General features: G+C 69.6%; 20 protein-coding genes. 11 read left to right on the top strand and 9 right to left on the bottom strand.

Annotated elements, in window-relative coordinates:
• Window positions 1–255: 255 nt before the first annotated feature.
• Window positions 256–927: a class I SAM-dependent methyltransferase gene (locus KF745_09920; GenBank protein ID MBX3358734.1), complete on the top strand. Its 672-nt coding sequence runs from the start codon at window positions 256–258 to the stop codon at window positions 925–927.
• 6 nt (window positions 928–933) lie between these two features.
• On the opposite strand, the gene KF745_09915 is transcribed toward KF745_09920, so the two are convergent.
• Together KF745_09915 and KF745_09910 are read right to left on the bottom strand one after the other, a co-directional pair.
• Window positions 934–2,502 carry a glycosyltransferase family 39 protein gene (locus KF745_09915; protein ID MBX3358733.1) on the bottom strand — a complete coding sequence of 523 codons (1,569 nt, stop codon included), beginning with the start codon at window positions 2,500–2,502 and terminating at the stop codon, window positions 934–936.
• Between the two features lie 12 nt (window positions 2,503–2,514).
• A complete protein-coding gene (locus KF745_09910) occupies window positions 2,515–3,183 on the bottom strand; it encodes a tyrosine-protein phosphatase (GenBank protein ID MBX3358732.1) in 669 nt (222 codons plus the stop codon).
• A gap of 32 nt (window positions 3,184–3,215) precedes the next feature.
• Between KF745_09910 and recR the strand changes: the two genes are divergently transcribed.
• Both recR and rpoN read left to right on the top strand, forming a co-directional pair.
• Window positions 3,216–3,950 (top strand): recombination mediator RecR, encoded by a 735-nt coding sequence (recR, locus tag KF745_09905; GenBank protein ID MBX3358731.1) that lies wholly within the window; start codon window positions 3,216–3,218, stop codon window positions 3,948–3,950.
• Between the two features lie 55 nt (window positions 3,951–4,005).
• The gene (gene rpoN, locus KF745_09900) at window positions 4,006–5,592 is read left to right on the top strand and encodes an RNA polymerase factor sigma-54 (GenBank protein MBX3358730.1); all 1,587 of its coding nucleotides are present in this window, start codon (window positions 4,006–4,008) and stop codon (window positions 5,590–5,592) included.
• Here the strand turns inward: rpoN and KF745_09895 are convergent.
• Complete coding sequence (locus tag KF745_09895) at window positions 5,589–7,322, bottom strand: HEAT repeat domain-containing protein (protein ID MBX3358729.1); 1,734 nt, start codon at window positions 7,320–7,322, stop codon at window positions 5,589–5,591. The two genes, rpoN and KF745_09895, sit on opposite strands and share 4 nt — an antisense overlap.
• Window positions 7,323–7,426: 104 nt before the next feature.
• On the opposite strand from KF745_09895, the gene KF745_09890 reads away from it, so the two are divergent.
• Window positions 7,427–8,962, top strand: coding sequence for an AAA family ATPase (locus KF745_09890; protein ID MBX3358728.1), 1,536 nt, complete (start codon window positions 7,427–7,429; stop codon window positions 8,960–8,962).
• Between the two features lie 34 nt (window positions 8,963–8,996).
• Here the strand turns inward: KF745_09890 and KF745_09885 are convergent, their stop codons facing one another.
• A complete protein-coding gene (locus KF745_09885) occupies window positions 8,997–10,856 on the bottom strand; it encodes an ABC transporter permease subunit (GenBank protein MBX3358727.1) in 1,860 nt (619 codons plus the stop codon).
• A gap of 309 nt (window positions 10,857–11,165) precedes the next feature.
• Between KF745_09885 and KF745_09880 the strand changes: the two genes are divergently transcribed.
• The 3 genes from KF745_09880 (at window position 11,166) to KF745_09870 (ending at window position 14,250) form a co-directional block, all read left to right on the top strand.
• Window positions 11,166–11,804, top strand: coding sequence for a proprotein convertase P-domain-containing protein (locus KF745_09880; protein ID MBX3358726.1), 639 nt, complete (start codon window positions 11,166–11,168; stop codon window positions 11,802–11,804).
• 208 nt (window positions 11,805–12,012) lie between these two features.
• Window positions 12,013–12,678 (top strand): hypothetical protein, encoded by a 666-nt coding sequence (locus KF745_09875; protein ID MBX3358725.1) that lies wholly within the window; start codon window positions 12,013–12,015, stop codon window positions 12,676–12,678.
• Between the two features lie 132 nt (window positions 12,679–12,810).
• Window positions 12,811–14,250 (top strand): arylsulfatase, encoded by a 1,440-nt coding sequence (locus KF745_09870; protein ID MBX3358724.1) that lies wholly within the window; start codon window positions 12,811–12,813, stop codon window positions 14,248–14,250.
• Window positions 14,251–14,262: 12 nt separating this feature from the next.
• Here KF745_09870 and KF745_09865 read toward each other — a convergent pair whose 3' ends face one another.
• Window positions 14,263–15,870, bottom strand: coding sequence for a hypothetical protein (locus KF745_09865; protein MBX3358723.1), 1,608 nt, complete (start codon window positions 15,868–15,870; stop codon window positions 14,263–14,265).
• A 241-nt stretch (window positions 15,871–16,111) separates the two neighbouring features.
• Here KF745_09865 and KF745_09860 point away from each other — a divergent pair, with 241 nt between their 5' ends.
• From KF745_09860 to KF745_09845, 4 genes are all read left to right on the top strand, one after another.
• Window positions 16,112–16,396 carry a DUF167 domain-containing protein gene (locus tag KF745_09860; protein ID MBX3358722.1) on the top strand — a complete coding sequence of 95 codons (285 nt, stop codon included), beginning with the start codon at window positions 16,112–16,114 and terminating at the stop codon, window positions 16,394–16,396.
• 50 nt (window positions 16,397–16,446) lie between these two features.
• On the top strand, window positions 16,447–17,526 hold the full coding sequence (locus KF745_09855; protein MBX3358721.1) for a GNAT family N-acetyltransferase: 1,080 nt from the start codon (window positions 16,447–16,449) through the stop codon (window positions 17,524–17,526).
• 46 nt (window positions 17,527–17,572) lie between these two features.
• Window positions 17,573–19,861, top strand: coding sequence for a polyphosphate kinase 1 (ppk1, locus tag KF745_09850; protein ID MBX3358720.1), 2,289 nt, complete (start codon window positions 17,573–17,575; stop codon window positions 19,859–19,861).
• Window positions 19,862–19,924: 63 nt separating this feature from the next.
• The gene (locus KF745_09845) at window positions 19,925–20,839 is read left to right on the top strand and encodes an SAM-dependent methyltransferase (protein MBX3358719.1); all 915 of its coding nucleotides are present in this window, start codon (window positions 19,925–19,927) and stop codon (window positions 20,837–20,839) included.
• Between the two features lie 6 nt (window positions 20,840–20,845).
• On the opposite strand, the gene KF745_09840 is transcribed toward KF745_09845, so the two are convergent.
• The 4 genes from KF745_09840 to KF745_09825 form a co-directional block, all read right to left on the bottom strand.
• On the bottom strand, window positions 20,846–21,982 hold the full coding sequence (locus KF745_09840; protein ID MBX3358718.1) for a hypothetical protein: 1,137 nt from the start codon (window positions 21,980–21,982) through the stop codon (window positions 20,846–20,848).
• The gene (locus KF745_09835; GenBank protein ID MBX3358717.1) at window positions 21,979–22,710 is read right to left on the bottom strand and encodes a DUF4230 domain-containing protein; all 732 of its coding nucleotides are present in this window, start codon (window positions 22,708–22,710) and stop codon (window positions 21,979–21,981) included. Before KF745_09835 ends, KF745_09840 begins: the two co-directional genes overlap by 4 nt.
• Window positions 22,711–22,940: 230 nt before the next feature.
• Window positions 22,941–23,825: a hypothetical protein gene (locus KF745_09830; GenBank protein ID MBX3358716.1), complete on the bottom strand. Its 885-nt coding sequence runs from the start codon at window positions 23,823–23,825 to the stop codon at window positions 22,941–22,943.
• 403 nt (window positions 23,826–24,228) lie between these two features.
• A complete protein-coding gene (locus KF745_09825) occupies window positions 24,229–24,624 on the bottom strand; it encodes a hypothetical protein (GenBank protein ID MBX3358715.1) in 396 nt (131 codons plus the stop codon).
• Window positions 24,625–24,641 lie beyond the last annotated feature (17 nt).

The raw sequence follows: 24,641 nt of genomic DNA, 5'->3' as shown, positions 1-24,641 counted from the left end.
GACCACCCCGGGCAACCTTGGTTGCCCATAAGGTCGTCTCCTCCCGGCGACTTCGCCGGGACACATGACTGATCCCCGAGCGCCCGCGTGGAAACACGCGGGCGCTTCTTTTGAAAAGGTGTGGTACCATTGTGCGGGCTGGTTACCTGCCGGTCCGGTTCGGCATTCCCCCGGCATTCTTCACTGTGCCGGCCCTCGCGAGGCGGGGGAGGGGAACCGGCGGCCGCTCTTCGGTGGCCGTCAGGAGGCTTGAACATGTCTCTCGCCACAGAATCCGCGACGTTCGCTTCGGGCGCTACCGCACCGGCCGAGTGGTTCGAGCGGATCTACGCCTCGGCCAACGGCGAGGCGAGCGCGATCCCGTGGGCCGATACATGCCCCAACCCGCTGCTCGTCGGCTGGCTCAATGTGACCGCCCCGGGTTTGGTGCGGCCGGGGGCTCGTGTTGCGGTAGTCGGGTGCGGGCTGGGTGATGATGTCGGCGAGCTGTGCAGCCGCGGGTACGACGCGTGCGGGTTCGATGTCTCGAGCACCGCGGTGGAGTGGTCGCGCCGGCGCTTCCCGGCGGCGGCGCCGTCGCTGTTCGTGGCGGACCTGCTGGACCTGCCGGCGCGGCTCCGGCACCGGTTCGACCTTGTTGTAGAGGTGTACACGCTGCAGTCGCTCCCTCCGAGCCGTCGCGAGGAAGCGGCCCGCGGCATCGCCTCGCTCTGCTCGCTGCGAGGCACGGTGCTGGCGATCTCGCGCGGACGGGAAGATTCGGTGCCGCTTGATCAAGTGGAGGATGCGCCGCCGTGGCCGCTGACACCATCGGAACTGACATCCCTGTTTGAACTCGCGGAACTCCGCCCGATCCGGCCGGTCGAGGACCTGCCCGATCCGCGCGAAGCGGGCGTGCGACGGCTCCGCGGCGCGTTCCATCGATAGCCGCTGCTACGGCTCGCCCGGGGCGGTGACCCTGTAGAGCGCGAACTGAACCTTGTACCGATCACCCGAGATGTCGGGATATGCGCGCCCGGTGGCGACCTCCCGGAGCCGGCCGGCGTCGATGGCATCGTGGTAGAGCGTGTGCGCCTCCGACGATCCGGGGTCGGTCCTCAGGAGCACGTAGGCGCCCGGCGGAGGGAGTTCGCCGCGGTACATGTCGGCCCGCTTCCACAGCGGCGTGAACGTGCGTTCGTGCTCCCGCGCCGCTCGCTGGGCGTAGAGGATGATGTCGGGCCGCGCGTCGATGATGCCCTGGCTCCAGACGACCGCACCATCGGGGATGGCCTCGGCGAGGCGGATGCCCGCCTCTCGCCCGGATCGTTCGATCCGCCGGATCTCGAAGTACCACAGATAGGTCGCCGCTCCAACCAGGAGCAGCACGGGCCACACGAAGGGTCGGCGCAGGAACAGCATCCTCGCCCACGCGATCCGCTTGGGCGACATGCCGACCACCGGATCGCGCCAGGCCCGGTACACGTACGCGACGATCGGCGGCAGCAGGACGCCCGTGGGCATGGCATAGCGGAGCACGCCGACTCCCGCGGCGATCAGCACCAGCAGCGAGAGCACCCAGGCAAAGGCGAGCGATCGGGCGATGAGAAACCCGCGCCGGAAGACAGGATCGGTGCACTGCTCGCCCTCGCGCCGGGCATCGGGCCCCCACGGGAACACGAGCGCCAGAGAGATCGGGAGCGAAGCCGCAAAAACGGTGGGAATGATCGCGGCGAGCCCCGCCACGCTCTCGCGGGACCAGATCAGGTCCTGGACCGCGTTGGGAACCGCGTTGGGCTCGTTCAGCTCGGCGGCGAACGGCCGCAGCAGGACATAGGTGAGCGCGGCGCTGACAAGAAGACGGGACCAGAGCGCGAACGACGCGAGCGGCCGCACGGATCGCAGCGCCAGGCACGGCGCCGCGATGCACGCGGCGACAACGGGCACGCCGGCGGGGGCCTTGGCGAGGAGCATCCCCACGATGGACACCGCAAGCAGGTCCGGTCCGAAGATCGTGAGCAGGGACGATCGGCTGCGGCCCGGAATCAGCAGGTCGATGACCAGAAACGCGGCGGCCTGGGTAAAGAGGTTGTTGAGCGATTCGATCTCGGCCGACCGGGCGCTTGGGAGTTGCCAGAGCAAGAGAGCCTGGGCCAGCCCCGCGGCGAGCCCCCACTGGCGGCCGAACCAGCGTCCCGCAAACACGACAGCCAGAACCGCCATGAGCGTCTGGCTTACCGCCGATACCGCCCTCGCCGCGAACTCGGTCTCGCCCAGCACCGCGGACGACGATGCGATGCACCACGGCATGCCCGGCGGCTTTCGGACGTACGGGGCGCCGAACATCTCGAGCCGCCAGATGTTGCCGGACTCGAGCATCGTCCACGCAGGGACGACGCGGTGCCCCTCGGTCCCGCTGAACCCGGCGACACCGAGGAATGGGAAGTAGAGGATCGCGCACACCGCAAGGGTGATCACGAGGTGCCAGCGCGGACGGATCGCGTGAGAATCCTGCTGCGGCATCGGAGGATGATGTTACGGTCGGGTCGGCGGCGACGGGAGCGGGTCGGCGCCGGCGACGGATCCGCCCGAGAGTACCGCCGCCTTGATCTTCTCCGCCCACTGCTCCAGGTACGGCTTCAGCCTCGGATTACGGCCGGGATCGTGCCCGAACCGGCGGGCCCTGGGGAGTTCGTCGATCCACGGCTTGCCCTCGCTGATGTACTGGTGAAGAGCGATGCACGCCGTGGTGCGCTGGGCTCCGGCGGAGCAATGGACAAGGACCGGCCGGTTGTCCGGGTCCTCGAGCAGCCGCTCGGCAAGGACGTAGTAGTTCGGGTTTCCGGTGCCGTCGCCCTCGAGGCGGAAGACATGCCGCGTGATGCCCAGGGCCTCGGCGGTGCGCTGGGCGAGGCGCTCGCCCTCGGGATCCTTGTCGTACGCGCCCAGGTCGATGATGGTCTTGATGTGGTACTGGTCGTGGACCTTGCGGGTCGCCGCGGGCGTCAGGGCGGCGGAGCGATAGATCTGGTTCTCCTCGACCACGGCGAAGTTCTTGGGGAACACGTTGTCGCGTACAAACGCGTCAAAGAAGACCCACGCGGCGGCGATCACGACAGCCACGACAACCCACCTCACCCACCCGGGACGCCGGGCCGGAGGCGAGGGCGGGGACGCGGCGGTCTGTGGAGCTGGGCTCGGCATCGAGCCACATAGTACGGGGGTAGGATGAGCGCGTGAGCAAGCCTGATGCCAAACCCGAATCCGGCGGGGACTCCCCGATCCTGGTGCGCTCGGGCGGCAGCGGCAAGCCCGCGGCGACGGCCTATCCCGGGACCGTGGAGCGGCTGATCGAGGAGTTCGCGCGGCTGCCGGGGATCGGTCGCCGCAGCGCCGAGCGCCTGGCGTTCCACGTCCTGAAGGCCGACAAGCCCGAGGCGCTGGCCCTGTCCCGTGCGATCGAGGACGTCAAGCTGCGTGTGCGTCACTGCGCGGTGTGCTTCAACCTGGCGGATGCGGAGGGCGATGCGGATCGCGGCCTGTGCGGCATCTGCGCCGCCGCGGCGGGCGCCGCCCGGGCCCGCGATGCCGGGCTGGTCATGGTCGTCGAGCAGCCGAAGGACCTGATCTCGCTGGAGCAGACGGGGATGTACCGCGGCGTGTACCACGTGCTCATGGGACGGATGAGCCCGATGGACGGCGTGGGGCCCGGCGATCTCACGGTCGCCGACTTGCTGCGGCGCATCGACGAGCCGGGCATCAACTGCGGCGGCGTGGCGGTCCGCGAGGTGATCCTCGGGCTCAACCCGACCCTGGAGGCCGATGGAACGGCCCTGTACCTGGCCGAGGAACTTGGCAAGCGGGCGGTGAAAGTCACGCGGCTGGCCCGTGGCCTGCCGACCGGGTCGCAGTTGGAGTTCGCGAACAAGGCCGTGCTGGCGGATGCGATCGAGGGCCGACGGCCGATGTGACATGTGGTCTGTGCAGGGCCCGGGGGAAGGGCTGCAAGGAGGTGGACAGTTCCCGATGCGTTTCGATACCTCACAGCACATGCGGATGAGCCAGCAGATGAAGCTGGCGCCGAGGATGATCCAGTCGATGGAGATCCTCCAGATGCCGCTCCTGCAGCTGGAGGAACGGATCGAGCAGGAACTCGAAGCCAACCCGACGCTGGAGGCGGTCGAACCGGGCGCCGAGATCGTCGAGGGGGCGGACGCCCCGGCGGATGGCCCCAATGAGGCCGACCTGGACGCGATCGAGAACGAGCGGCCGCTCGAACTGGGAGACTCTGCCGGGAACGAGGACTTCGAGCGGCTCGATTCCTTCGGCGAGGCGAACCCGGAACTGTGGCAGGACGAGGCCCCGCCCGCTCTAACGCCGTCGGACCGCCGCGAAGACTTCCTCCCGCAGCACGCCTCGGCGCGGCTGGATGGGGAACGCGACGCCAAGTCCGATGCGATGGCGAACACCGCCGCCCGCGCCGCGTCGATGACCGAGCAGCTCGTCGAGCAGTGGCGGATGAGCGAGGTGGACGAGTCGCTGCGGGACTTAGGCGAGGCGATCATCGGGTTCATCGAGGACGACGGCTACCTGCGAACCCCCCTGGAATCCGTCGTGGACAAGACGCCGTCGCTCGCTTCACGCGATGCGGAGGCCGGCGGCCCGCCTACTCCGGAGCAGATGGAGCGGGCGCTGACAGCGGTGCAACTGCTGCTCGAGCCGGCGGGGATCGGGGCCCGGGACGTCCGGGAGTGCCTGCTCCTGCAGGTGGACGCGATGGTCGAGCAAAGCCCGACCCGCGCGGCGGAGTGGGCGGTGGTGCGCAGGCTCATCGCGGATCACCTGGACGATCTGGCCCAGAACCGTCTCCCGAAGATCTCGGAGAAGACGGGACTGTCGATCGACGAGGTGAAGCGGGCGGTGGAGCGGATGGGCGTGCTGAGCCTGGCGCCGGGCCGGCGGCTCGCTCCAGAATCGCCGAGCCTGCTGATCCCGGACGCGATCGTCGAGTACGACGAGGAACAGGACCGCTACATCGCCTACCTCAACGAGACGCGCCTGCCCGCCCTGCGGATCAACCAGGAATACGCAAAGCTCGCGAAGGAACGCGAGGCCCCCAAGGAGACCAAGGAGTTCCTCCGCAAGAACCTCTCGAACGCCTCGTGGCTGATCGACGCGGTGGAGCAGCGCAAGCGGACCCTGCTACGGGTGATCAGCGTCGTCGTGGATGCCCAGCGCGACTACTTCGACTTCGGGCCCCAGAGCCTGCGGCCGCTGCCGATGACGCAGGTGGCCGAGCAACTCGGCGTGCACGTGGCGACGGTGTCGAGAGCCGTGGCCGAGAAGCACCTGATGACGCCGCGGGGCGTGGTCCCGCTCCGCGGCTTCTTCACGGGCGGCACGCAGACCGAGAGCGGCGAGGAGGTCTCGTGGGACGCGGTGAAGGCCGCGCTCAAGGAGGTCATCGACGCGGAGGACAAGAAGAGCCCGCTTTCGGACGAGGCCCTGGCCGAAGAGGTCAAGAAGCGGGGCATCGAGATCGCGCGCCGGACGGTGGCGAAGTACCGCGATCAACTGGGGATCCCCAGCGCCCGCCTGCGCAAGGTGTTCTAGGGCTCCGGTTCGCCGGGCTGACCGTAGTCCCGACCGGTGATCGCGCGAAGGGCCTTGCGGGCGCCCTCGCGCGAGTGCCACGCGTCTTCCTTGAGCATCGATTCGAGCAGCCCGATCACCTCTGGATCAGCCGCCGCGGCGGGCGGCCCGATGAGGGCCAGGGCCTCGGCCGCGTCGCCACGCGGATAGAACTTCGCGGGGTTCAGGTTGCGCCGGATGATCTCGACCAGCCGCGGGACCGCCGCGACGCGATCGCCTTGGAGTTGGGCGGTCAGCAGCACGGCCCAGACCTGCACCCGATCGACCGGGTCGCGTGTGCGCGGTTCGATAAGCCCCAGCAGCGAGGTGTCCGCGTAGCCCACTTCGCAAAGAAACTTGAAACTGTCGAACCGCGCCTCCCAAGCGCGTGGGTTGCTGGTATCTGCCTCGCGGAGCGAATCGGCCACGTAACGCTCGAGCCCCGCCACCCGCGCGCCGGCGCCATGAGCCAGCAGCACGCCGGCCCGTGAGGCCGACGGTTGCCAGGTGTCCATCCGCGTAGCGATTCGGTCAAGAGCCGGTGGCTCACCGCGGGTGAGCACCAGCAGCGAGATCAGCGCCTGGTACCGCACGTGATCCGCTCCGTCATAGAGCGTGTCGAGCAGCGCCTCGATGACCCGCAGATCCGCCTCACCAACCTTCTCCAGGGCCTGGGCGCTGAACTTGCGGACGCCGGAGTCGGGATCGCGCAGCGCCGCCACGAGATCCGGAATGGCCGGCCGACCCTCGCCCGCGAACCGGCCGATCGCGGTCGCCGCGGCGCCCCGAACTTCAGCATCTTCGCTGCCAAGCCGCGAGCGGAGCGCCGCGAGAGCGGCACCGCCAGGATCAGGACCGATCCGGCCGAGCAGGGCGGTGGCGTCGCGCTCGAGGTACGGCGTACCTTGAAACGCTATGCACGCGAGCACGGCGGGAACCGCCGCGGCGGCGTGCTCGTGATAGTGGGTTAGCGACCGGACGGCGCTGCGCCGCACGGAGCCGTCCGGATCCGACTCCACGCACCTCGCCAGCGCCGGAACAGCGACCGCTGGCTCAGCCTCGCACGTCGAGATGATGCCGGCGGCGAAGCCGCGGACGGCGACCGCGGAGTCCTCGGCGATGACGCGAGCCAGAATCGGACCCGCTTCGGAGGCCTCGTGCGTGGGCCGGCCCGAATGCCCGTGGCGCCAGGCGATGTGCTCGATGACCCGCAGCGCATGGATCCGGGTGTTGGAGTCCTGCGATTCACGCAGCACCGCATCACACCGACCGAAGAGGTAGCGACGCTGCCAGATGGGAATGGGCCCCTCGTCAAGCCGCTCATACAACTCGTTCTGGAAGTGGCTCGGCGGCGGATCCACATACGGGATCGCGGCGATGAGCGCTGTGGTCGGGACGAGGCCGTACCAGCCGCGGGCACGCACCCGCGGCACCAGCGCGAGCGCCAGGGCCGCCGCAAGCAGCACGAGCGCGAGAACAAGCCAGCGGCGCCGCCGGTGCCGCCGATGGGTCGCCCGCTCGGATTTGGCCGTGCGGCCGCACTCGGGGCAGGTCAGACCGGGGGTGTCCGAAAGGTCGTACCAGCACCCGGGACACCGCCGCAGCCTGCGTCCGCGCCGATCCGCGAGCAGCAGCCACCACAGGATGACCGCCACCCCGGCGAGGGCGAGCGCCGCGGCGGCGAGCAGGAATGGAAGCGGGGATGGTCCCATGCAGGCGATACGGCGCGACGATGCCGAAGTTGCGTCCAGCCCGAATCGGGCAGCGCACGATAGACTGCAGCGGGCGCCCGTGTGTGCCGAGGGAGATCGCGATCATGGCCGACCAACGCGCTGATCCGGACCGCCTCGAATCAGACGCCGCGCGGCTCGGCGCCCTGGTCCGGGCCCACCACCGGTGCATCCGGATCGTGACTTTCGAGGAGCACGAGGCGCTGCGGGCGGTGCGGGACATGGCGCTCGATGCGGGCCGGGAACTGCTGCTCTGGTCGAGCGTTCGCGGGCTGGAGGATGGGCTGGTCGCGGGCCGCGTGAAGGAGACCGGTTCGGAGAACCCCGCCGCGGCCCTGTATCGCCTGGGTCTCCGCGACACTCCGACGCTGGCGGTGATGCTCGACCTTGGCCCGCACCTGCGGGACGACCGCACCCTGCGGGCCTGGCGCGAACTGGTGGCCCGCTGGCGGGAAATGGGGGACCTGGGCGTCCACAACTCGCTGGTGATGATCGACCACAGCGAAGAGGCGCCGGCGGTGGTGGAGGCCGAGTCCACGCGGTTCGATCTCACCATGCCCGGCGAAGCGGAGCTGGAGGAGATCCTGAAAGAGGCGCTCCGCGGCGTGAACCGATCCGGACCGATCCGCGTCAGCATCTCCCGCGCCGAGGTCGCGACGGTCATCAAGAACCTCCGCGGCCTGAGCCGGAGGCAGGCCCGGCAGGTGATGGTCGAAACGGTGGCGACGGACCGCGTGTTCGACGCCGGAGATCTCGACGGGATCCTTGCGTCCAAGCGACGGATGATCGCGGGCGGCGGCCTGCTCGAGTACATCCAGACGCCCTCGGACCTGTCGCAGATCGGCGGGCTGGACCGCCTGAAGCGGTGGCTGCGGCTGCGGGAGAAGGCCGCGGCGGGCGAGGGCGCGGCGATGGGAGTGAGCCCGCCGCGGGGCGTGCTGCTGCTGGGTGTGCAGGGATCGGGCAAGAGCCTGTGCGCGAAGGCAATCGCATCGGCGTGGAAGCGGCCGCTGCTGCGGCTGGACGCGGGGGCTCTGTACGACCGGTACGTGGGCGAATCCGAGCGGAGGCTGCGCGAGGCGCTCAAGCAGGCGGGAGCGATGTCCCCAATGGTGCTGTGGATCGACGAGATCGAGAAGGCCTTCGCCTCCGCCGCGTCGCACTCGACCGATGGCGGGCTCAGCAAGCGGCTCTTCGGCTCGCTTCTGACGTGGATGCAGGAGCGGACCGAACCGGTGTTCCTGGTCGCGACGGCCAACGACATCGAGGCGCTCCCGCCGGAGCTGCTGCGCAAGGGGCGGTTCGACGAGATCTTCTTCGTAGACCTGCCGGGCGATGCGGCGCGGGAACAGGTGCTCCGTATCCACCTGGCCAAGCGGTCGCAGGACCCCGAGAAGCTGGACCTGGCTCGGCTGGTCGCGGCGACCGCGGGCTACTCGGGGGCCGAGATCGAGCAAGGGATCATCGCGGCGCTGACCGAGGCCGTGAGCGAGGATCGGACGCTGGAGAGCGAGGCGCTGGTGCGCGCGTACGCCGAATCGCCGCCGCTCTCGGTGACGATGGCCGAGAGCGTGGCGGCGCTGCGGGAGTGGGCGATGAAGCGGTGCACGCCGGCGCAGTAAGCGTGCCGCCGGGAGGAGAGGCGGGGAGACCGCTCTACTTCGTGCCCGCGAGTTTGCGGACCGTGAAGTCGAACGTACGCACCATGTTGGCCCGGATGCCGTACACGATCGCGCAGTAGAGCGCGGCGGCGACGAGGGCGCCGATGAGCAGCCCGCCGCGGGCGGTCGACGGGCCGGACTGGGCGACCAGCGTGACGTACAGGGCGCTCTCGGGCTCGACCACGGCGAAGACCGCCGTCACCGGGCTGAGCGCCGCAAGAGCGGGGCCGATGAGCGGAACCTGCTGGCCCGCGTGCCAGGAGCAGAGCCCGACAATCCCCGCGATCACGCCCACGACGCCGACGGTGGCGACGACCGAGGAGAGCGATCCCTTGGACTTGAGAGACCACTGAAGACCGACCATCACGCAGAACGCGATGAACGGGACGGAGACGAGCGCGACCACCAGGAACGCCTCGGGAAGAACCACGGGAATCTGGTAGACGATGGTCGTGCCGGGCACCGTGGCGGGGATCGTTACGCCCGGGCCGCCCGCGCTGCTCCGCTGCCAGAGCCCGCCCAGCACCCCCCCGGTGTACAGACCTGCGAGGGCGAGCGTACCGACCGGAACGGCCAGGAGCGGGAGGAGGTACGCGATCATGCCCGAGAGTTTGCCGGCGAGGTACGCGCCGGGAGTAATGGGAGTGGTGAGGAGCAGGTCGAGCGTGCCGTCCTCCCGCTCGCGGGTGACGCTGGTGGCGGCCATATTGACCGCTACGAGTGAGACCACGGCGATCTCGCCGACGCTTGCGTAGAGGATGATCAGGCGGAACGTGATCGAGGAGATCGCCCCCGTGTGGTAGTACACGACCACGCCCACGGCAAAGAGCAGGCCGATGGCGATGAACGACCACCGGGCCACCATGCGGCCGAGCGTTGCGTTCCTCGCGGCGGCCTCGCGCCAGATGATCGGGTTGTTCCAGACGCTGCGCGGCGCCCGGTGCTCGGCGCCCTTCGCAGCGAGGCCGAACATGCTGCGGTACCACGGCACGCCGCTCGCGCCCGAAGTGAAGGTTGAGAGCCCGCCGGCGCGGACCGTCAAGATGGAGGCAAGGATGAGGGCGACGCTGAGGCCGGCGCTGATCGTGCAGAACGCCCGGACCGGGGCCTCCAGCATGAACGGGGCCAGGCCGCCGACCGACCCCTCCTGGGCGGCGGGGTAGCCGGTGGGGTCCAGCAGGGCGTTGAGGGCGAGGAAGGGGTTGATCGCCGTCATGTACGTCACGCCCCCCGCGGTGACGACGCGGTCGATCGCGAACGTGACCGCAAGGAACGACACGATCGAGACGTAGAACGTGAAGACCGCCCGCTTGCCGACCAGCCGGCTGACCGAGAGGGCGACCGCGGCGGCGGCGACGAACGTCGCGGCGCACGCCGCGATGAGGTACGACGTGAAGATGGATGAGCCCGGCACGCCGCCGAAGTACTGCGTCACGGCGAAGAGCGGGAGGGAGGAAAAGAGAAGGGCCAGGATGAAGAACAGGCGCCCGAGCAGGTTGCCCAGGACCACCTGCGTGGCGGAGAGGGGGGTGGTGAGCAGGATGTCCCAGGTACGCGGGCTCGCCTCCTGCGCGATCGCGCCGGCCATGAAGACGGGGGCGAGGATCGCGATGAGAGCGATCTGCAGGTAGGCAACGAACGTGAACGAAAACGCACCGGCCGCGGCGAGGGAGCGGTAATCAAGGCTCCCCGAGGCGCGGAGCAGCAGGGCATATAAGAGGACCGCGATCAGCACCCCGAGGTAGGCGGCCCGGATGTAGAAGTGCCGCGTCCGGCGCGAGCCGCCCTGGACCAGGCGCACCGCGATGGGGTTGGTGGGGCCCAGGCGCAGCAGATAACGCAGGAAGACCGGCATGGCGGCAATGGTAGCGGGAACGGGCACAGGGCTCGGGGGCCCATAAGGTCGGCCCCCGCCAAAGGGATGCATCGGCCTGTGGGGGCGGTGCGGGATGTGCGGGGGCGTCGGGCGGGCGGCGAGGGCCGGAGCGTGGCGGATCCCCGGCCCCGGGGTAGATTCTCATGTGACGGGGGAAGTGAGAGAGCACGGAAGCTCGTGGGGCGTGCGGCCCATCCGTGAAACCTGGCCTGCCGAACCCGGCTCAACATCCACGAAGCCGGGGACGCCTGTCGTCCGTCCCGCTCGTGGAAAACTGGAGAACCGACCATGAAGATGCGTGCACTTGCTCTCGCGACGATCGCCGGCCTTGCGATGACCACCGGCGCCATGGCGTCGGGCGAGTACAACAACGGCTTCGGGAACGCGGTGGCGATCCCCGATGCGGACCCGACCGGGGCGACGCTCACCCTGAACGTCCCCAGCGACGCGGTCAACGGCGACATCATCAGCTCGCTGAACGTCGGCATCGCGATCACGCACAGCTGGCAGGGGGACCTGCTGGTGTCGCTGACCAGCCCCACCGGCCAGTCGATCTACCTGCTGGCGTTCGCCGGCGTCGGGGTCGACGATGACTACGGGTTCTCGGCGGACAACTTCGGCGACAAGATCGACGCCTCGTACATGATCTTCTCCGACCTGGGCACGTCGGTGTACGACGCCCCGGACATCGCCTACCCCGGGATCGCGAACGCCTCCGGCACCTTCCTCGCCTACGAGGGGAGCCTGAACGACGCGTTCGGCGGCGTGAACGCGTCGGGAGTCTGGACGCTGACCGTCGCGGACTACGTCGGCGGCGACACGGGGATGATCGACGGCTTCAGCCTGAACATGACGACGGTGCCGGCGCCCGGCTCGGTGGCGCTGCTGGGTGTGAGCGGCCTGCTGGTCGCCCGCCGCCGCCGCTAACGGTTGCCTTGGGGAATCGTGCAGAACCGCCGGGCCTGACCGCCCGGCGGTTCTTTTTGAACGCCGGAGCCGCATGGGCCAGCGTGGTGCGTCGGCCTCCCGCCAACCACGGCGCAACCTCAGTTCCAAACGCAATTTGAGTGCTTTGTTCAAATTCCTATCAAAACCCTATTGACACACCGTCAAAAACCCGTATCCTGCACGGGGCATGCTCAACCTCCCCTCCTTCAACCCCTCCCCCGACCTCGCGGCCAAGATCCTCGACTCCGTCACCGATCCCACCCTCACCCTCCGCGACGTCGCCGACCTCCACCACACCACCGTCGAAGCCCTCGTCCTCTGGTTCGCCGAGCCCGAGATCGCTGAACGGCTCGACCACATCGAGTCCACCATCGCCCGCCGCACCCGCATCGTCGCCTCCAACTTCCTCCCCGCGGCCACCATCGCGCTGGGCCGCTCCATCGACGAGCACAACGCAGACGAAGCCCACTTCCCCGTCCGCCCCGGCGACCAGCGCGGCTTCGAACTCCGCCGCCGCTCCCGAGAAACCGCCCGCCGCGCCGCCGCCCTCCTGCTTCGCCTCGCCAACTTCACCCCCGGCCCGCGCCGCTACTCCTACTCCACCCGCCCAGTCCCCACCCCACCCTCAACTCCAACCCCCGAATCCTCCCCCTCCCCACTCACCGCGCCCCAACCTCCCACTCCCACCACCACTCCATCCCGTCTCCACACGACATCCCCCGCCGAACCCGCCCCCCGCGCCGCGCACTCTCGCCCCAACCCTTCGCCAGCGCACCCACCCGCGCCCCTGCCGCGCGCGGCGATCGCCGCCAACCCCAGCGCCGAACCGCTCCCGGCCCTCGACTCCGGCTAGCGCCACCCGACCCCGCTCGCGCAGGGGAACGCCGTCTGCTACGCTTGGCCCAGCCCCCGCGCTCCCAAGCATGCAGACAGCGAAGGCGCGATGCGGCTCACATCCAGCTTCCCATTTATGAGGACTCGATCGATGCGACCGACCCTGGTGTTTCTTGCGCTCGCCGCCGCACTCACCCTCGTTACCGCCGCACAGGCCCAATCCCCTCCGCCGCACGCCCCGTCCCGCCCACACATCGTCCACATCGTCGCCGACGACCTCGGCTGGAAGGACGTCGGCTACCACGGCTCCGACATCAAGACGCCCAACATCGATCGCCTCGCCGCCACCGGCGCCACGCTCGGGCGGTTCTACGCCCAGCCGATGTGCACCCCGACCCGCGCCTGCCTCATGACCGGGCGGTACCCCTTCCGCTACGGCCTCCAGACCGCCGTCATCCTCGGCACCCACACCTACGGCCTGCCCACCGATGAGTGGCTCCTCCCCCAGGCCCTCAAGGACGCCGGCTACGAGACCGCCATCATCGGCAAGTGGCACCTCGGCCACGCCGACCGCGCCACCTGGCCGCGCCAGCGCGGCTTCGACTACCAGTACGGCCCCCTCATCGGCGAGATCGACTACTTCAAGCACGAGTCGGGCGGTATCAACGACTGGTTCCGCAACAACGAACCGCTCAAGGAAGAGGGATACTCCACCACGCTGATCGGCGACGACGCCGTCCGCCACATCTCCGAGCACGACCCCGCCACGCCCCTCTACCTCTACCTCACCTTCAACGCCCCGCACTCCCCCTACCAGGCCCCCCAGGAGTACATCGACCGCTTCCCCGACATCAAGGAGCCCACGCGCCGGATCTACGCCGGCATGGTCAGCGCCATGGACGACCAGATCGGGCGCGTCGTCGCGGCCCTCGAGGCCAAGGGCATGCGCGACAACACGCTCATCCTCTTCCACAGCGACAACGGCGGCGTCCGCAACGCCATGTTCGCCGGCGAAGTCGACGTCTCGCAGATGACCATCCCCTGCGACAACGGCCCCTACCGCGAGGGCAAGGGAACGCTCTACGAGGGCGGCACCCTCGTCTGCGCCCTCGCCAACTGGCCCGGCCACATCAAGGCCAGCCAAGAAGTCGACGGCATGATCCACGCCGTCGACCTCTACCCCACCCTCGCCCGCCTTGCCGGCGCCTCGACCTCCAACTGCAAACCCCTCGACGGCCTCGATGTCTGGCCGACCATCAGCGAGGGCAAGCCCTCGCCCCGCACCGAGATCGTCTACAACATCGAGCCCTTCCGCGCCGGCGTCCGCCAGGGAGACTGGAAACTCGTCTGGCGCACCCCCCTCCCCTCAGTCCCCGAACTCTACAACCTCGCCGCCGACCCGCACGAGAAGACCAACGTCGCCCCCCAGCACCCGGAAATCGTCGCCGCGCTCGAGCGCCGCGCCAACGAACTGGCCGCCTCGATGGTCAACCCCAAGTTCCTCGAGACCGAGTTCGCCGCACTCCGCGAGCGCGTCTCCCTGCCCCCCGCCCTCCCCGGCCAGGAGTACGACCTCGAAGCCTCCCCCTGAACCCGATCGCACCTAGTTCCGCTGCGACCCCTGCAGCACCGCCCCCTCGCCGCCGCGCAGCGAGTCCTCCATCAACCCTCGGTCCACACCGTTCGCCGCCCCGGAGCGGTTGAGGTCAAATGGCGACTCCGACCAGTAATACAGGTCGTCGATCGTCACCTGCCCATCCGAGTCGCGGTCGTCGCGGCTGCGCTGCGCCCGCGCCAGCGGATCGCCCAGCACCACGTGCTGCCACGACAGGCACGGGATCGCCGAGTACGCCGCCTCCGCCCACGTCAGCCGCCCCAGGTGAAACGCCGGCACCAGGACCGCATTGTCCGCAAGCGTGAACGCAAAGGGCTCCCACACATGCCCGATCGCGAACGTCCCCCCGGCCTGGATGAAGTCCGCCGCCTGCTGCTGCGGAATCCCCGGCACCTGCCCCAGCCCGCCCAGCGCCCGCCCGTTGTACGACTCGATCGTGTTGAACACCGCCCCCGGCGCATAGTTGAACGAGGTGGCGTACTGCGTCCCCGCCGTCCCCGGCACCCCGCCCACGTGGTTCGCCCCCTCCGACGCGATCAGCACCAGCGGCGCGCCGAACACGATGCCCCCGCCGAACGACACCAGCGGCCCAACGATGAAGTTCGCCGCCCCGCCCGCCGCGTTGTACCGCACGTTCCCGGGCGCAAACCGGCCGTCGGCCAGCAGCCCGTCGCGCGTCAACTCGTAGTCGTCCCCGGCCCACAGCCCAGACGGCGGCGACGTGTCGCTGTTGTCCAGCTCCGAGTTCGGGATATCCGCCACGCCGTTCGACGCCCCCTCGTCGAGCACGATCCCCGCCGTCTCCGTGTTGAAGTACGGCCCCTGCGCCCGGTCGATCGACGCCTTGACATCGCTGACCGAGTTCCCGTCGAGCCGGCAGACCATGTAGAAGTCCCCCGGCGTCAGCCGCTGCGACTGGTTCAGCGAGCTCGCGGCGCTCCAGATCACCCCGTTCCCGAACCCCACCGCATCCACGAACGACTTCGCCGACCGGATGTACCGCATCGGGTACCCGCCGATTGGCTGCGTGATCCGGTGGTACGGGTTCCGCACCAGCCCCGCCGCGAACGTCCCGACCTGCGACCCCGTCCCCGTGCTGAGGTTCTGGTGCAGCAGCGTCAACTCGGAGTCCACCGAGCAGTACGTCAGCATCCGCGCTCCCAGCGCCGTGCCCGCGCTCCCCGGATCATCCCCCAGCCCCGCCGTCGTGATGTCCTGCACCCGGTGCGGGATCCCCTTCGTCAGCACGATGCACCGCACCGACTCGGCCAGGTTGTTCGAGACCAGGTAGTTCCGCAGCGGGTCCCGGAACTGGTTGATGAACTGCGTGTACGTGATGTCCGGCACCGCCGGCGCCACCCCCGCTCCCGGCAGGTTCGCCAGGTTCACCACCATCACCCGCGGCCGCGCACCCACCACCCCTCCCGCTCCGCCCGGCACCTTCGCCGACCCGGCGTAATACTCCGCCACCGCCAGCGAGTCCGGCACGCGGCTGTCGTACACCACCAGCACCTGCGACTCGGTGAGTTGCCCCGATGCCGACGCCGCCACCGCGCACCACGCCGCCACCGCCGCCCCGACGGCTCGAACACGCATCCTCCGTCTGGAAAGGCGAGGCTGGCTTCGCATCTGGCTGGTGGCTCCCATCACACGTACGGCCGCATTCCCCCCGCGGGTTCACGAACGCCCGATAATCCCCCGGTCCGGGGGTACACCCATACTCTAATCCACGCACGATCCGCGGCAATCCCCTTGCCGCGACCGGCGCGTACATTCGACGTTCGCAGCGTTCCATCGGCTCAGAAGCCGACGATCTGCGGATCGACAGGAGCCCGAAGTGCCAATGGTCTCCCCGCACGCGACCGACGGGGTGCTGATCGCCGTCAAGGCCGTTCCGGGCGCCGCACGGGACCAGGTCTCCGGCCGACTCGGCGACCGCCTCAAGGTCCGGATCGCCGCGCCCCCCGAGGGCGGCAAGGCCAACAAGGCGATCTGCGACCTGCTGGCCCGCGAACTGAGTGTCCGGCCTCGCGACGTCACGGTCGTGCACGGCGCCGCGAGCGCGGAAAAGACGATCCATGTCGCCGGGATCACCACAATCGCCGTCGAATCGCGCTGGTAGGCCCATCGACGCGACGGATCCAGACTCCTCACGACTACGCTCCCTCGCCCATGACACCGACCCTCGCAACATCCCGGCTCCGGATCATCGGCGCCGACCTCGCGATGGCCCGCGCCGCCGCGGCGGGCAACGAAACCCTGGCCCGCGCCCTGGGCGCCGCCATCGACCCCGCGTGGCCACCGGAGATCCTGCGGGACGCGTTCTCCTACATGGTCAGCATGTACGAGTCCGACCCCGGCCTGGGCGGCTGGGGCATGTGGTTCATCATGCTCCGCGCCGAACCGGACCTGCTCATCGGCAGCGGAGGGTTCAAGGGTGCGCCGGGCGCCGTTGGCGGTCCGGGAACCGTCGAGATCGGCTACTCCGTCGTTCCCACCCACGAGGGTCGCGGCTACGCCACCGAGGCCGCCGCGGCGCTGACCGCCTGGGCGTTCGAATCGCCGGCGGTCGAACGAGTGATCGCCCACACCTTCGAGCGACACGACGCGTCGGTCCGCGTGCTCCGCAAGTGCGGCTACTCGCTGCGGGGCCCGGGCTTCGAGCAGGTTGATGAGAACGAACGCATGGGCCGCGGCGAACTGGTGCTCTTCGAGATCCCCCGCGACCAGTGGCGGCGCCGAGAACCCCGACACAGAGCCCGATCCCGCTCCCGGAGCCCGACCTTGGCTGACCGGCCGCAACCCTATAGTGGAACGATGTTCGAACTGTCGATCGAAACCGCGTTCGCCGCCGCGCACGCGCTGATGATCCAGGGCGCCCGCGAGCCGATCCACGGCCACAACTGGCACGTCACGGTGGTGGCCGAGGGGGACACCCTCGACGGCGACGGCCTGCTTATGGACTTCCACGTTCTCGAAGGCATGCTCGGCGAGATCGTCTCGCCGATGCGGAACAACGATCTCGGGCGCGTGCCGCCGTTCGATTCGGTGAACCCGTCCGCCGAACTCGTTGCGCGGCACATCGGCGACGAGATGTCCCGCCGTCTTGCCGGATGGTTGGGGCGTCAGAGTCGAGAGGGGGCCTCGCCGCCGCCGGTCCGGATCGCCAGTGTGCGCATCACCGAGGCTCCCGGGTGCGCGGCGGTGTACCGCCCGCGCGCCACGCCGGTGGCCGGAACGAACCACGGATAGGTTTTCACACTCCGCCCCTGTGCGGGGACGATCAGGAACGGTATCCATGTCATCGCCCGGCGAATCTACGACGACCGCAGCCCCGGCGACGCCCCCGGCGGATCCCGGTCGCAGCGCGGCGGCCAACGGACGCCCGTCGCCGCCGCCGGATGCGGCGCCGCAGCAGCCGGGCCCTGCCGCGGTGGCCCGCCCGGACGTCACGCCGGACTCCCGCGTCTTCAACCGCGACCTGGCCTGGCTGGAGTTCAACCGCCGGGTCCTATCGCTGGCCGAGGACGAGCGACGGCCGCTGCTGGAGCGGGTGAAGTTCCTCTCGATCTTCTCGAACAACCTCGACGAGTTCGTGATGAAGCGCATCGGCTGGCTCCGGGCCAGGACCGAGTTCCCGCCCTCGGACTACGAGCCATGGCCCACGGCGCCGCTGCTCGAATGCGTGCGGCGACTGACCAGCGAGCTGCAACAGTGGCAGAGCCGGATCTACCGCGATTCCATCCGTCCGGCTCTGGCGCACGAAGGGATCCACCTTCTCGAGTACTCGCAGCTGACGCCCGATGAGCGCCGTCGCATCGACGCGTGGTTCGCCCGCGAGGTCTTCCCGGTCCTCACGCCCCTCGCGGTCGACCCCGGCCACCGCTTCCCGTTCATCTCGAACCAGTCGGAGAACCTCGCCGTCCTGGTGACCGAGTCCGAGCACGCCGAGCCGCTGTTCGCCCGCGTGAAGGTGCCGGGGATGTTCTCGCAGTGGGTGCGTGTGCCCGAGGGAGAGGCGGAGGCGGGCGCTGCCCCCGGCGCGGCCTCGTGGCGGTTCGTCCACCTGCACGACATCATCCGCAACAACCTCGACGACCTGTTCCCGGGGATGAAGATCGTCGAGGTCGCCCACTTCCGAGTGGTGCGCAACGCCGAGGTCGAGGCGGAGGATGACGACTCGGACAACCTGCTCGAACTGGTCGAGGCCCAGTTGCGGCAGCGCCGCTTTGCGCGGGCCGTACGCCTGGAGATCTCGTCGTCCCCGTCGCGGCGCATCCTGACGCCGCTGCTGGAGGAACTCAAGATCGGACCGGAGGACGTCGAGGAGCGCACCGGCCCTCTCGACTACCACGATCTCAACGACATCTCCGACCTCGACCGGCCGGACCTCAAGAACAAGCCATGGCGACCCGTCGTGCCGGTACGGCTGGCGGACAAGGACCGCGACATCTTCTCGGTGATCCGCGACGGCGATGTGCTCGTGCACCATCCCTACGAGTCGTTCGAGGCGTCGGCCCAGCGGTTCGTGACGGAGGCCGCCCGCGATCCCAACGTCCTGGCCATCAAGCAGACGATCTACCGCACCAGCCGCGATTCCCCGTTTGTCCAGTCCCTGATCCGCGCGGCCGAGGCGGGCAAACAGGTCGCGTGCCTGGTCGAGCTGCGGGCCCGGTTCGACGAGCAGTCCAACGTGCGGTTCGCCCGCATGCTCGAGAAGGCGGGCGCGCACGTCGCGTACGGCGTCGTTGGTCTCAAGACGCACTGCAAGGCGTCGCTGGTCATCCGGCGCGAGACCGACGAGGCCGGCGCGAATGTCCTCCGCGCCTACGCCCACCTGGGCACCGGCAACTACCACCCCAAGACCGCCCAGCTCTACACCGACCTCTCGGTTTTCACCGCGAACCCGGCGATCACCGAGGATGTTGTCGACCTGTTCAACTTCCTTACCGGGCGGTCGCTCAAGTCGCGCTACCGCTCGCTGCTGGTGGCGCCGGTGACGATGAAGTCCACGTTCCTCGAGCTGATCGACCGCGAGATCGCCATCGCACGCGACCACGCGCGGGGCGCCTCGCCCGTCGGCGGCCGCATCATCGCGAAGATGAACGCGATGGAGGACCGCACCGTCATGGCCAAGCTGTACGAGGCCTCGAAGGCGGGGGTGGAGATCACGCTCTATGTCCGCGGCTTCTGCTGCCTGCGGCCGGGCGTCCCGGGGCTCTCCGAGACGATCAAAGTCGTCTCGGTCGTCGGCCGCTTCCTCGAGCACTCGCGCATCTTCCACTTCGGCGCGGGCAAGACCGACCCGGTCGACGGCGAGTGGTTCATCTCCTCCGCGGACTGGATGTACCGCAACCTGAACAACCGCGTCGAGTCGGCCTGCCCCGTGCTCGGGCGCGAGCCCCGCGCCAGGCTGGTGGAGATCTTCGACGTCATGGCCCACGACCGCCGCACCGCGTGGGAACTCCGGCCCGACGGGTCGTACGCCAAGCGCCCGCCCGATCCGGACGCCGCGCCCGACTCGCCGGAGTTGATCGGGACATTCGAGACCCTGATGCTCAGGGCCCGGCAGAGCGTCGGCGTGTAGCACGCACGGGTCGGGAGCGCCGGCGCGCTCCGGCCCGCGACGAGGTACCATGCCCGCCTGCCCATGAAGCCCGGCCCACCCAGTTCAACCGCCTGGTACGTTGCCGCGGCGACGGTCTACCTCGCCGGCGACGCCACGCTCGGGCGCCTCGTGCCGCCGGAGGCGATCCCGCCGACGCTTGACTGCCTGCGCCTTACCGGCCTGACCGGCAAGATCGTCGCGGCCAACGGCTTCAAGCCGTGGTTCCGTGGGCTCGCCGCGAGGCGCGAGCGGCGGCTGCTGCCCGGGCTGTCGCTGCACATCGCGGCGAGGAAGAAGTACATCGAGGCCGCGGTGCGGCAGGCCATCGCCGATGGCTTCCGGCAGGTCATCGTGCTCGGCGCTGGGTACGACATGCTCGCGCTGCGGCTGCACCGCGAGTACCCGAAGGTCGTCTTCATCGAGATCGATCGAGCCCCGACGCAGCGCATCAAGCTCGCCGGCGCGCTCTCGAAGGATCTGCCGTCGCCCAACCTCGCCGCGGTCCCCGCGAACTTCGGCTCGTCCCCGCTGGCGTCGTCGCTCGCATCGTGCCCGGTGCACCGGGCGGGCTTGGACACCGTGTACATCGCCGAGGGACTGCTGATGTACCTGGCGCCGGACGAGGTGACGAAGCTGCTCGCGGAACTCGCCTCGCTCACGCACCGGCGGACTCGGCTCGTGTTCACGTTTCTCGAGCCCGTGGACGACGGCCTGCCCGGGCTCCGCGGCGCGACGCACCGGCTCGACCGGCTGCTGCGCCGGTCCAAGGAGCAGTTCCGGTGGGGTGTTCCGCGGGACGGCCTTGCCGGGTTCATGCAGAAGCACGGGTTCACGGTGTCCGACGTTGCCGGGCCGCAGACGTTCCGACAGCGGTTCCTCCCGGGAATCGCGGGCGAGCAGGAATCGCTCGCGGCCGGCGAGTACGCGGCGGTCGCGGACCATGTGGGGAAGGCGTGACGGGGGCTACGCCGGCGCGAGCCGGCCGGCGGGCGGTGCTGGCGAGGAGAGACGTCGGGGGGCGAAGCGATGTGCGATCAGTGCGGACTCGACGAGGGCCCACGCAGCGAACAGCGGGATCAGCCACCACGACCGGCCGTCGGTCGCCGCGATCGCTCTCGACACCAGTTCCTGGGCGTTGCCCTTGTAGACGCTCTTGACGACGCCGACGGCGGGGTGTGGCCTGAGCAGCCGCCGGTAGCCCCTGCGCCGCAGCCACTCGGTGCCCGCCGCGCCCTTGCGCGCCGCGGCGACGACCACCGCATCGGTGGCCTTGATGGCGTCAGCCGGCGCCGACTTGATGAGAGACGCCCCTTCCTTGCCGGTGACGTGCAGCGCGAAGGCGCCGCCCGGGGCTCGCTCGACGAAGCGGGCGAGCCGGGCGAGGTCGGCGGGGTCATCAACGTGGCGGAGCACGCGGAGCGTGCCGGCGGGGGAGGCCCGCCGGGAGATCACCGCGACATCGGCGAGCACCACGCCGAGTTCTTCGGTTCGGCGCTTGCGGAGCAGGTCGATAAGCCGTTCGCCCATCGCGGCGGTCATCGCGCCGGTCTTGCGGGCCACCTTGAGCAGGGCGGGCACGGCATCGATGCTGGGCGCCAGGGTGGTGGCCAGGCCGATGCCCGACAGGAGAACGATCAGCGTGTCGGCCTCGCCGTCCGCGACGTAGTGCGCCCCCTGGATGGCGAGGTCCCGCACATCGCCGACTACGAACAGGTCCGCCGTGACGGCGCCCGCCACGCGCTCGAGCGATCCGCCCTGGCCTGAGAGCGCCCCCAGCCCGAAGTCGCGGGTCCGGCGCAGGAGGCTTGCTCGCTGGGATTCGGCGTTCTCTCGCTCGCGCACGAGTTCCTCGCGAGCGGGACCCTCAAGGACGCCGAGGCCGTCGTCGGCGACCATGATCGCTTCGGCGTATCGCTCCATCTGGCAGAGATGGCGGACTTCCGCCGCGTAGTCGAAGGTCGGGAGCGCCGCCAGTTGCAGGCGTGCCAAACGGGCGCCCGCATCGGCGAGCAGGAACCAGAGCGCGGCGATCGCGATCAGCAGGCGGACGGCGCCCCAGCGCGAGGACCACGCCGCGGAGAGCAGCCGCCCGGGCTTCACTTGCCGTCTCCGGTGGCGGCATCGGTGAGGCCGGGTGGAGCGTGGACGCGGGAGCGGGCGACGCCGCCGCGGTCATCGGTGAAGATGACGGAGATGGGCTTGTCGTCGCCGAGCATGGCCCGGAGGAGGGCGGTGATCTGGTCGCGCGTCGCCTGCTCGACCTTGGCGAGGTCGTCGCGGGACAGGGGCATCTGGCGGGCGTGTTCGGCGAGGTCTCGTCGGGCCTGGGAGAGGTAGTACTCGCCGGCGCGGCTGCGGAAGCGGAGCCAACCGACCAGGACCTCCGGGTCCTCCCGCTCGGGGTAGATCTCGGTGGCGAGGCGGCGTGGGCGGGGGACGCGGACGATTACGCCGCCGAGGGGCCCTGCGGAGACGTCCGAGGGGCCGAGGCCGGCGAGGTCGGTGCCGTAGTAGAGGCGGACGGGGGCGGAGAGTTTGGCGGAGACATCGCCGCGCCAGGACTCGTCGCCGGCGGTGGAGGTGACGGTGGTATCGATCTCGACGGTGACCAGGCGCATGGTCCGGACGAGCCCGGCGAGTTGGGCGGGGTCGCGTCCGGGCGGGGCGGCGCGCACCTCGCGATCGAGCGTCTCGGACTCGACAACGGAGCGTTCGACGCCGCGGATGTAGACGGCGAGGGCGGCGAAGAGGGCCGCGGCGGCCAGGCCGAGCGCGCCGAGGAATCGCCACGACACGGGTTCCCTTTGATCACGTTCGTGCAGCGCCACACCGCCCTCCTGGTCGGGCCGCGCGCATCGCCGCCTGGAGATGCATCGGCCAAGCCGGGTGGGCGAATCCAGAACTGTGGGCTCCTCCCCTCCGGCCGAAACAGGATAGGCCGGCCGCGCGCACCGCCGACCGGATGGCCCAGCTCCTGAGCAACCCGGCCGAGTGGTGCATCACATCATCCGGACTCGCGGCTGCGAAGCCCGGACACTGCCCCCAGCGGGGTCCAGCGTTACCGGCGGCGTCGCCGCATGGCGAAGAGGCCGACGCCCGCGAGGGCGCCCGCCATGCCTGGTGCGGGGACGGAGACCGCCATGTTCCAGGAGAGGATCTCGTGCGACTGCACGTCGGTCGCACCGCCGGTGGCGGCGGTGAGGCCGACCCACGCGGTGCCGGCGTCGAGCGAGAGCAGGCTGCCGAGGTCGATGTTGGAGGTCACCAGCGGGGTGGTGAGGTTATCGACGTAGACCCGCATGGTGCCGGGCACGTAGAGGACTCGCGCGGTGTGGACGGCGCCGTCGGACATCGAGGTCAGGACCGGGGCGGCGCCGAGGGAGTAGTCCTGGGACGGGTTATTGGCCAGGAGCCCGCGGGATTGGATGCTCACGTGGTTGGAGTCGAGGTCGGCCCAGTCTCCCGCCGGGTTCTGGTTGTTCCACATGTCGAACTCGACCGCCAGTGAGTTCTGAATCCCGCGGGGCGTAGGCCCGTCGAAGTAGATGTTGCTGCCGTAGCCCATGGCGCCGCCCGTGCCGCCGAGCACGTTCTCGCCCGAGTTCTGGATGACGAAGGCAAAGCCGTCAGCGCCGGTGCCCAGCACGTCGTTGATGCGGAACGACACGGTCATGTCGAAGCCGCCCGCGACGTTCTGCTTGGCGCCGGTGTACCACGCGGCGCCGGCGACGCGCGTCTGCGCCGGGGCCACGATCAGCGAGTTGCCGCTGCGGAGCGAGGACCCGAGCATGTTCAGCCCCGAGAGGTTGCTGAAGTTCGGGTAGGAGAACTGGGCGTTGGCCGTGGAGGCGGAGAGGGCGTGCCCGGCAATCGCCAAGGCCGCGGCCACCAACAGCCGATGAGAACTGCGACTGGTCCGGGTGTTCGACGTGTCTGAACGCATGGCACAACTCCAATCTGACCATCGCGCAGACTGATCGCGCGATGGACTCGACCGCCCATTTCCGCTCGCCGCGCGGTGCTCGCTGCACCGCCGCGTCACGAGACACTGGATGTCGCGGTTGCCTCAACCGCAGAGAGAGAACACCGAGGGCCCGCGGTTTCCGCGGGGCTCGACAGCCGCTCTTCGCATTCCGGGAAAACACCGGAACGGAAAGCACCAAACAACCTGACGCGGCGATTGAGCCGGGTCGGCGGTCTGACTTATCTCTCTGGTTCCCCTCTTCCGCGCCGGACAGCGCGGGCCCTCTCCACCCATGATTAGACCACGGGGCGGGACGTTTTCAAGCCTGCAGTGGCAAAATCATGCCCGGATCCGGCGATCGCGGCCCTACTCGGACCCACCCTTATTGGGCGAACTCCTCCCGCATGGCCCTGGCGAGGGCCCGGAACTCAACGGGCTTGTTGAGCCGCCGGTGATTCTGGTAGTGGGGGTCGAGGAAGCGCGGGCTGTTGTAGCCGGAGACGAAGAAGAACGGGACGCCGAGTTCGTCGAGCCGGCGGGCCACCGGCTCCACGCTGCGGCCGGCCAGGTTAATGTCCAGGATCGCGGCTTCGGGCTTCTGCTCTTCCACGGCCTTGAGGGCGGACTCGATCGTCGGGGCCGGGCCGATAACCTCCACCCCTGCCTGCGCGGCCATGTCGAGGAGCGATCGTGCGGCGAGGTAGGAATCCTCGACGAGCAACACCCGCAGGCCTGCAATCGCCTTGAGCCCGCCTTCTCGCGCTTCGCTGAAGCACATGCGTGGACTCCGTCAAG

It is taken from the genome of Phycisphaeraceae bacterium, from assembly GCA_019636655.1.
Lineage (GTDB): Bacteria > Planctomycetota > Phycisphaerae > Phycisphaerales > UBA1924 > JAHBXB01.
The sequence above is the reverse complement of the archived record's forward strand: the minus strand, read 5'-3'. Positions and strand labels throughout refer to the sequence as shown.

Coding starts and splice junctions, on each gene's coding strand:
- rpoN (MBX3358730.1), top strand. CDS start 4,006: ATGCGTTTCGATACCTCACAGCACATGCGGATGAGCCAGCAGATGAAG.
- KF745_09865 (MBX3358723.1), bottom strand. CDS start 15,870: ATGCGTGTTCGAGCCGTCGGGGCGGCGGTGGCGGCGTGGTGCGCGGTG.
- KF745_09890 (MBX3358728.1), top strand. CDS start 7,427: ATGGCCGACCAACGCGCTGATCCGGACCGCCTCGAATCAGACGCCGCG.
- KF745_09880 (MBX3358726.1), top strand. CDS start 11,166: ATGAAGATGCGTGCACTTGCTCTCGCGACGATCGCCGGCCTTGCGATG.
- KF745_09875 (MBX3358725.1), top strand. CDS start 12,013: ATGCTCAACCTCCCCTCCTTCAACCCCTCCCCCGACCTCGCGGCCAAG.
- KF745_09845 (MBX3358719.1), top strand. CDS start 19,925: ATGAAGCCCGGCCCACCCAGTTCAACCGCCTGGTACGTTGCCGCGGCG.
- KF745_09885 (MBX3358727.1), bottom strand. CDS start 10,856: ATGCCGGTCTTCCTGCGTTATCTGCTGCGCCTGGGCCCCACCAACCCC.
- KF745_09825 (MBX3358715.1), bottom strand. CDS start 24,624: ATGTGCTTCAGCGAAGCGCGAGAAGGCGGGCTCAAGGCGATTGCAGGC.
- KF745_09910 (MBX3358732.1), bottom strand. CDS start 3,183: ATGCCGAGCCCAGCTCCACAGACCGCCGCGTCCCCGCCCTCGCCTCCG.
- KF745_09895 (MBX3358729.1), bottom strand. CDS start 7,322: ATGGGACCATCCCCGCTTCCATTCCTGCTCGCCGCCGCGGCGCTCGCC.
- ppk1 (MBX3358720.1), top strand. CDS start 17,573: ATGTCATCGCCCGGCGAATCTACGACGACCGCAGCCCCGGCGACGCCC.
- KF745_09855 (MBX3358721.1), top strand. CDS start 16,447: ATGACACCGACCCTCGCAACATCCCGGCTCCGGATCATCGGCGCCGAC.
- KF745_09920 (MBX3358734.1), top strand. CDS start 256: ATGTCTCTCGCCACAGAATCCGCGACGTTCGCTTCGGGCGCTACCGCA.
- KF745_09870 (MBX3358724.1), top strand. CDS start 12,811: ATGCGACCGACCCTGGTGTTTCTTGCGCTCGCCGCCGCACTCACCCTC.
- KF745_09915 (MBX3358733.1), bottom strand. CDS start 2,502: ATGCCGCAGCAGGATTCTCACGCGATCCGTCCGCGCTGGCACCTCGTG.
- KF745_09830 (MBX3358716.1), bottom strand. CDS start 23,825: ATGCGTTCAGACACGTCGAACACCCGGACCAGTCGCAGTTCTCATCGG.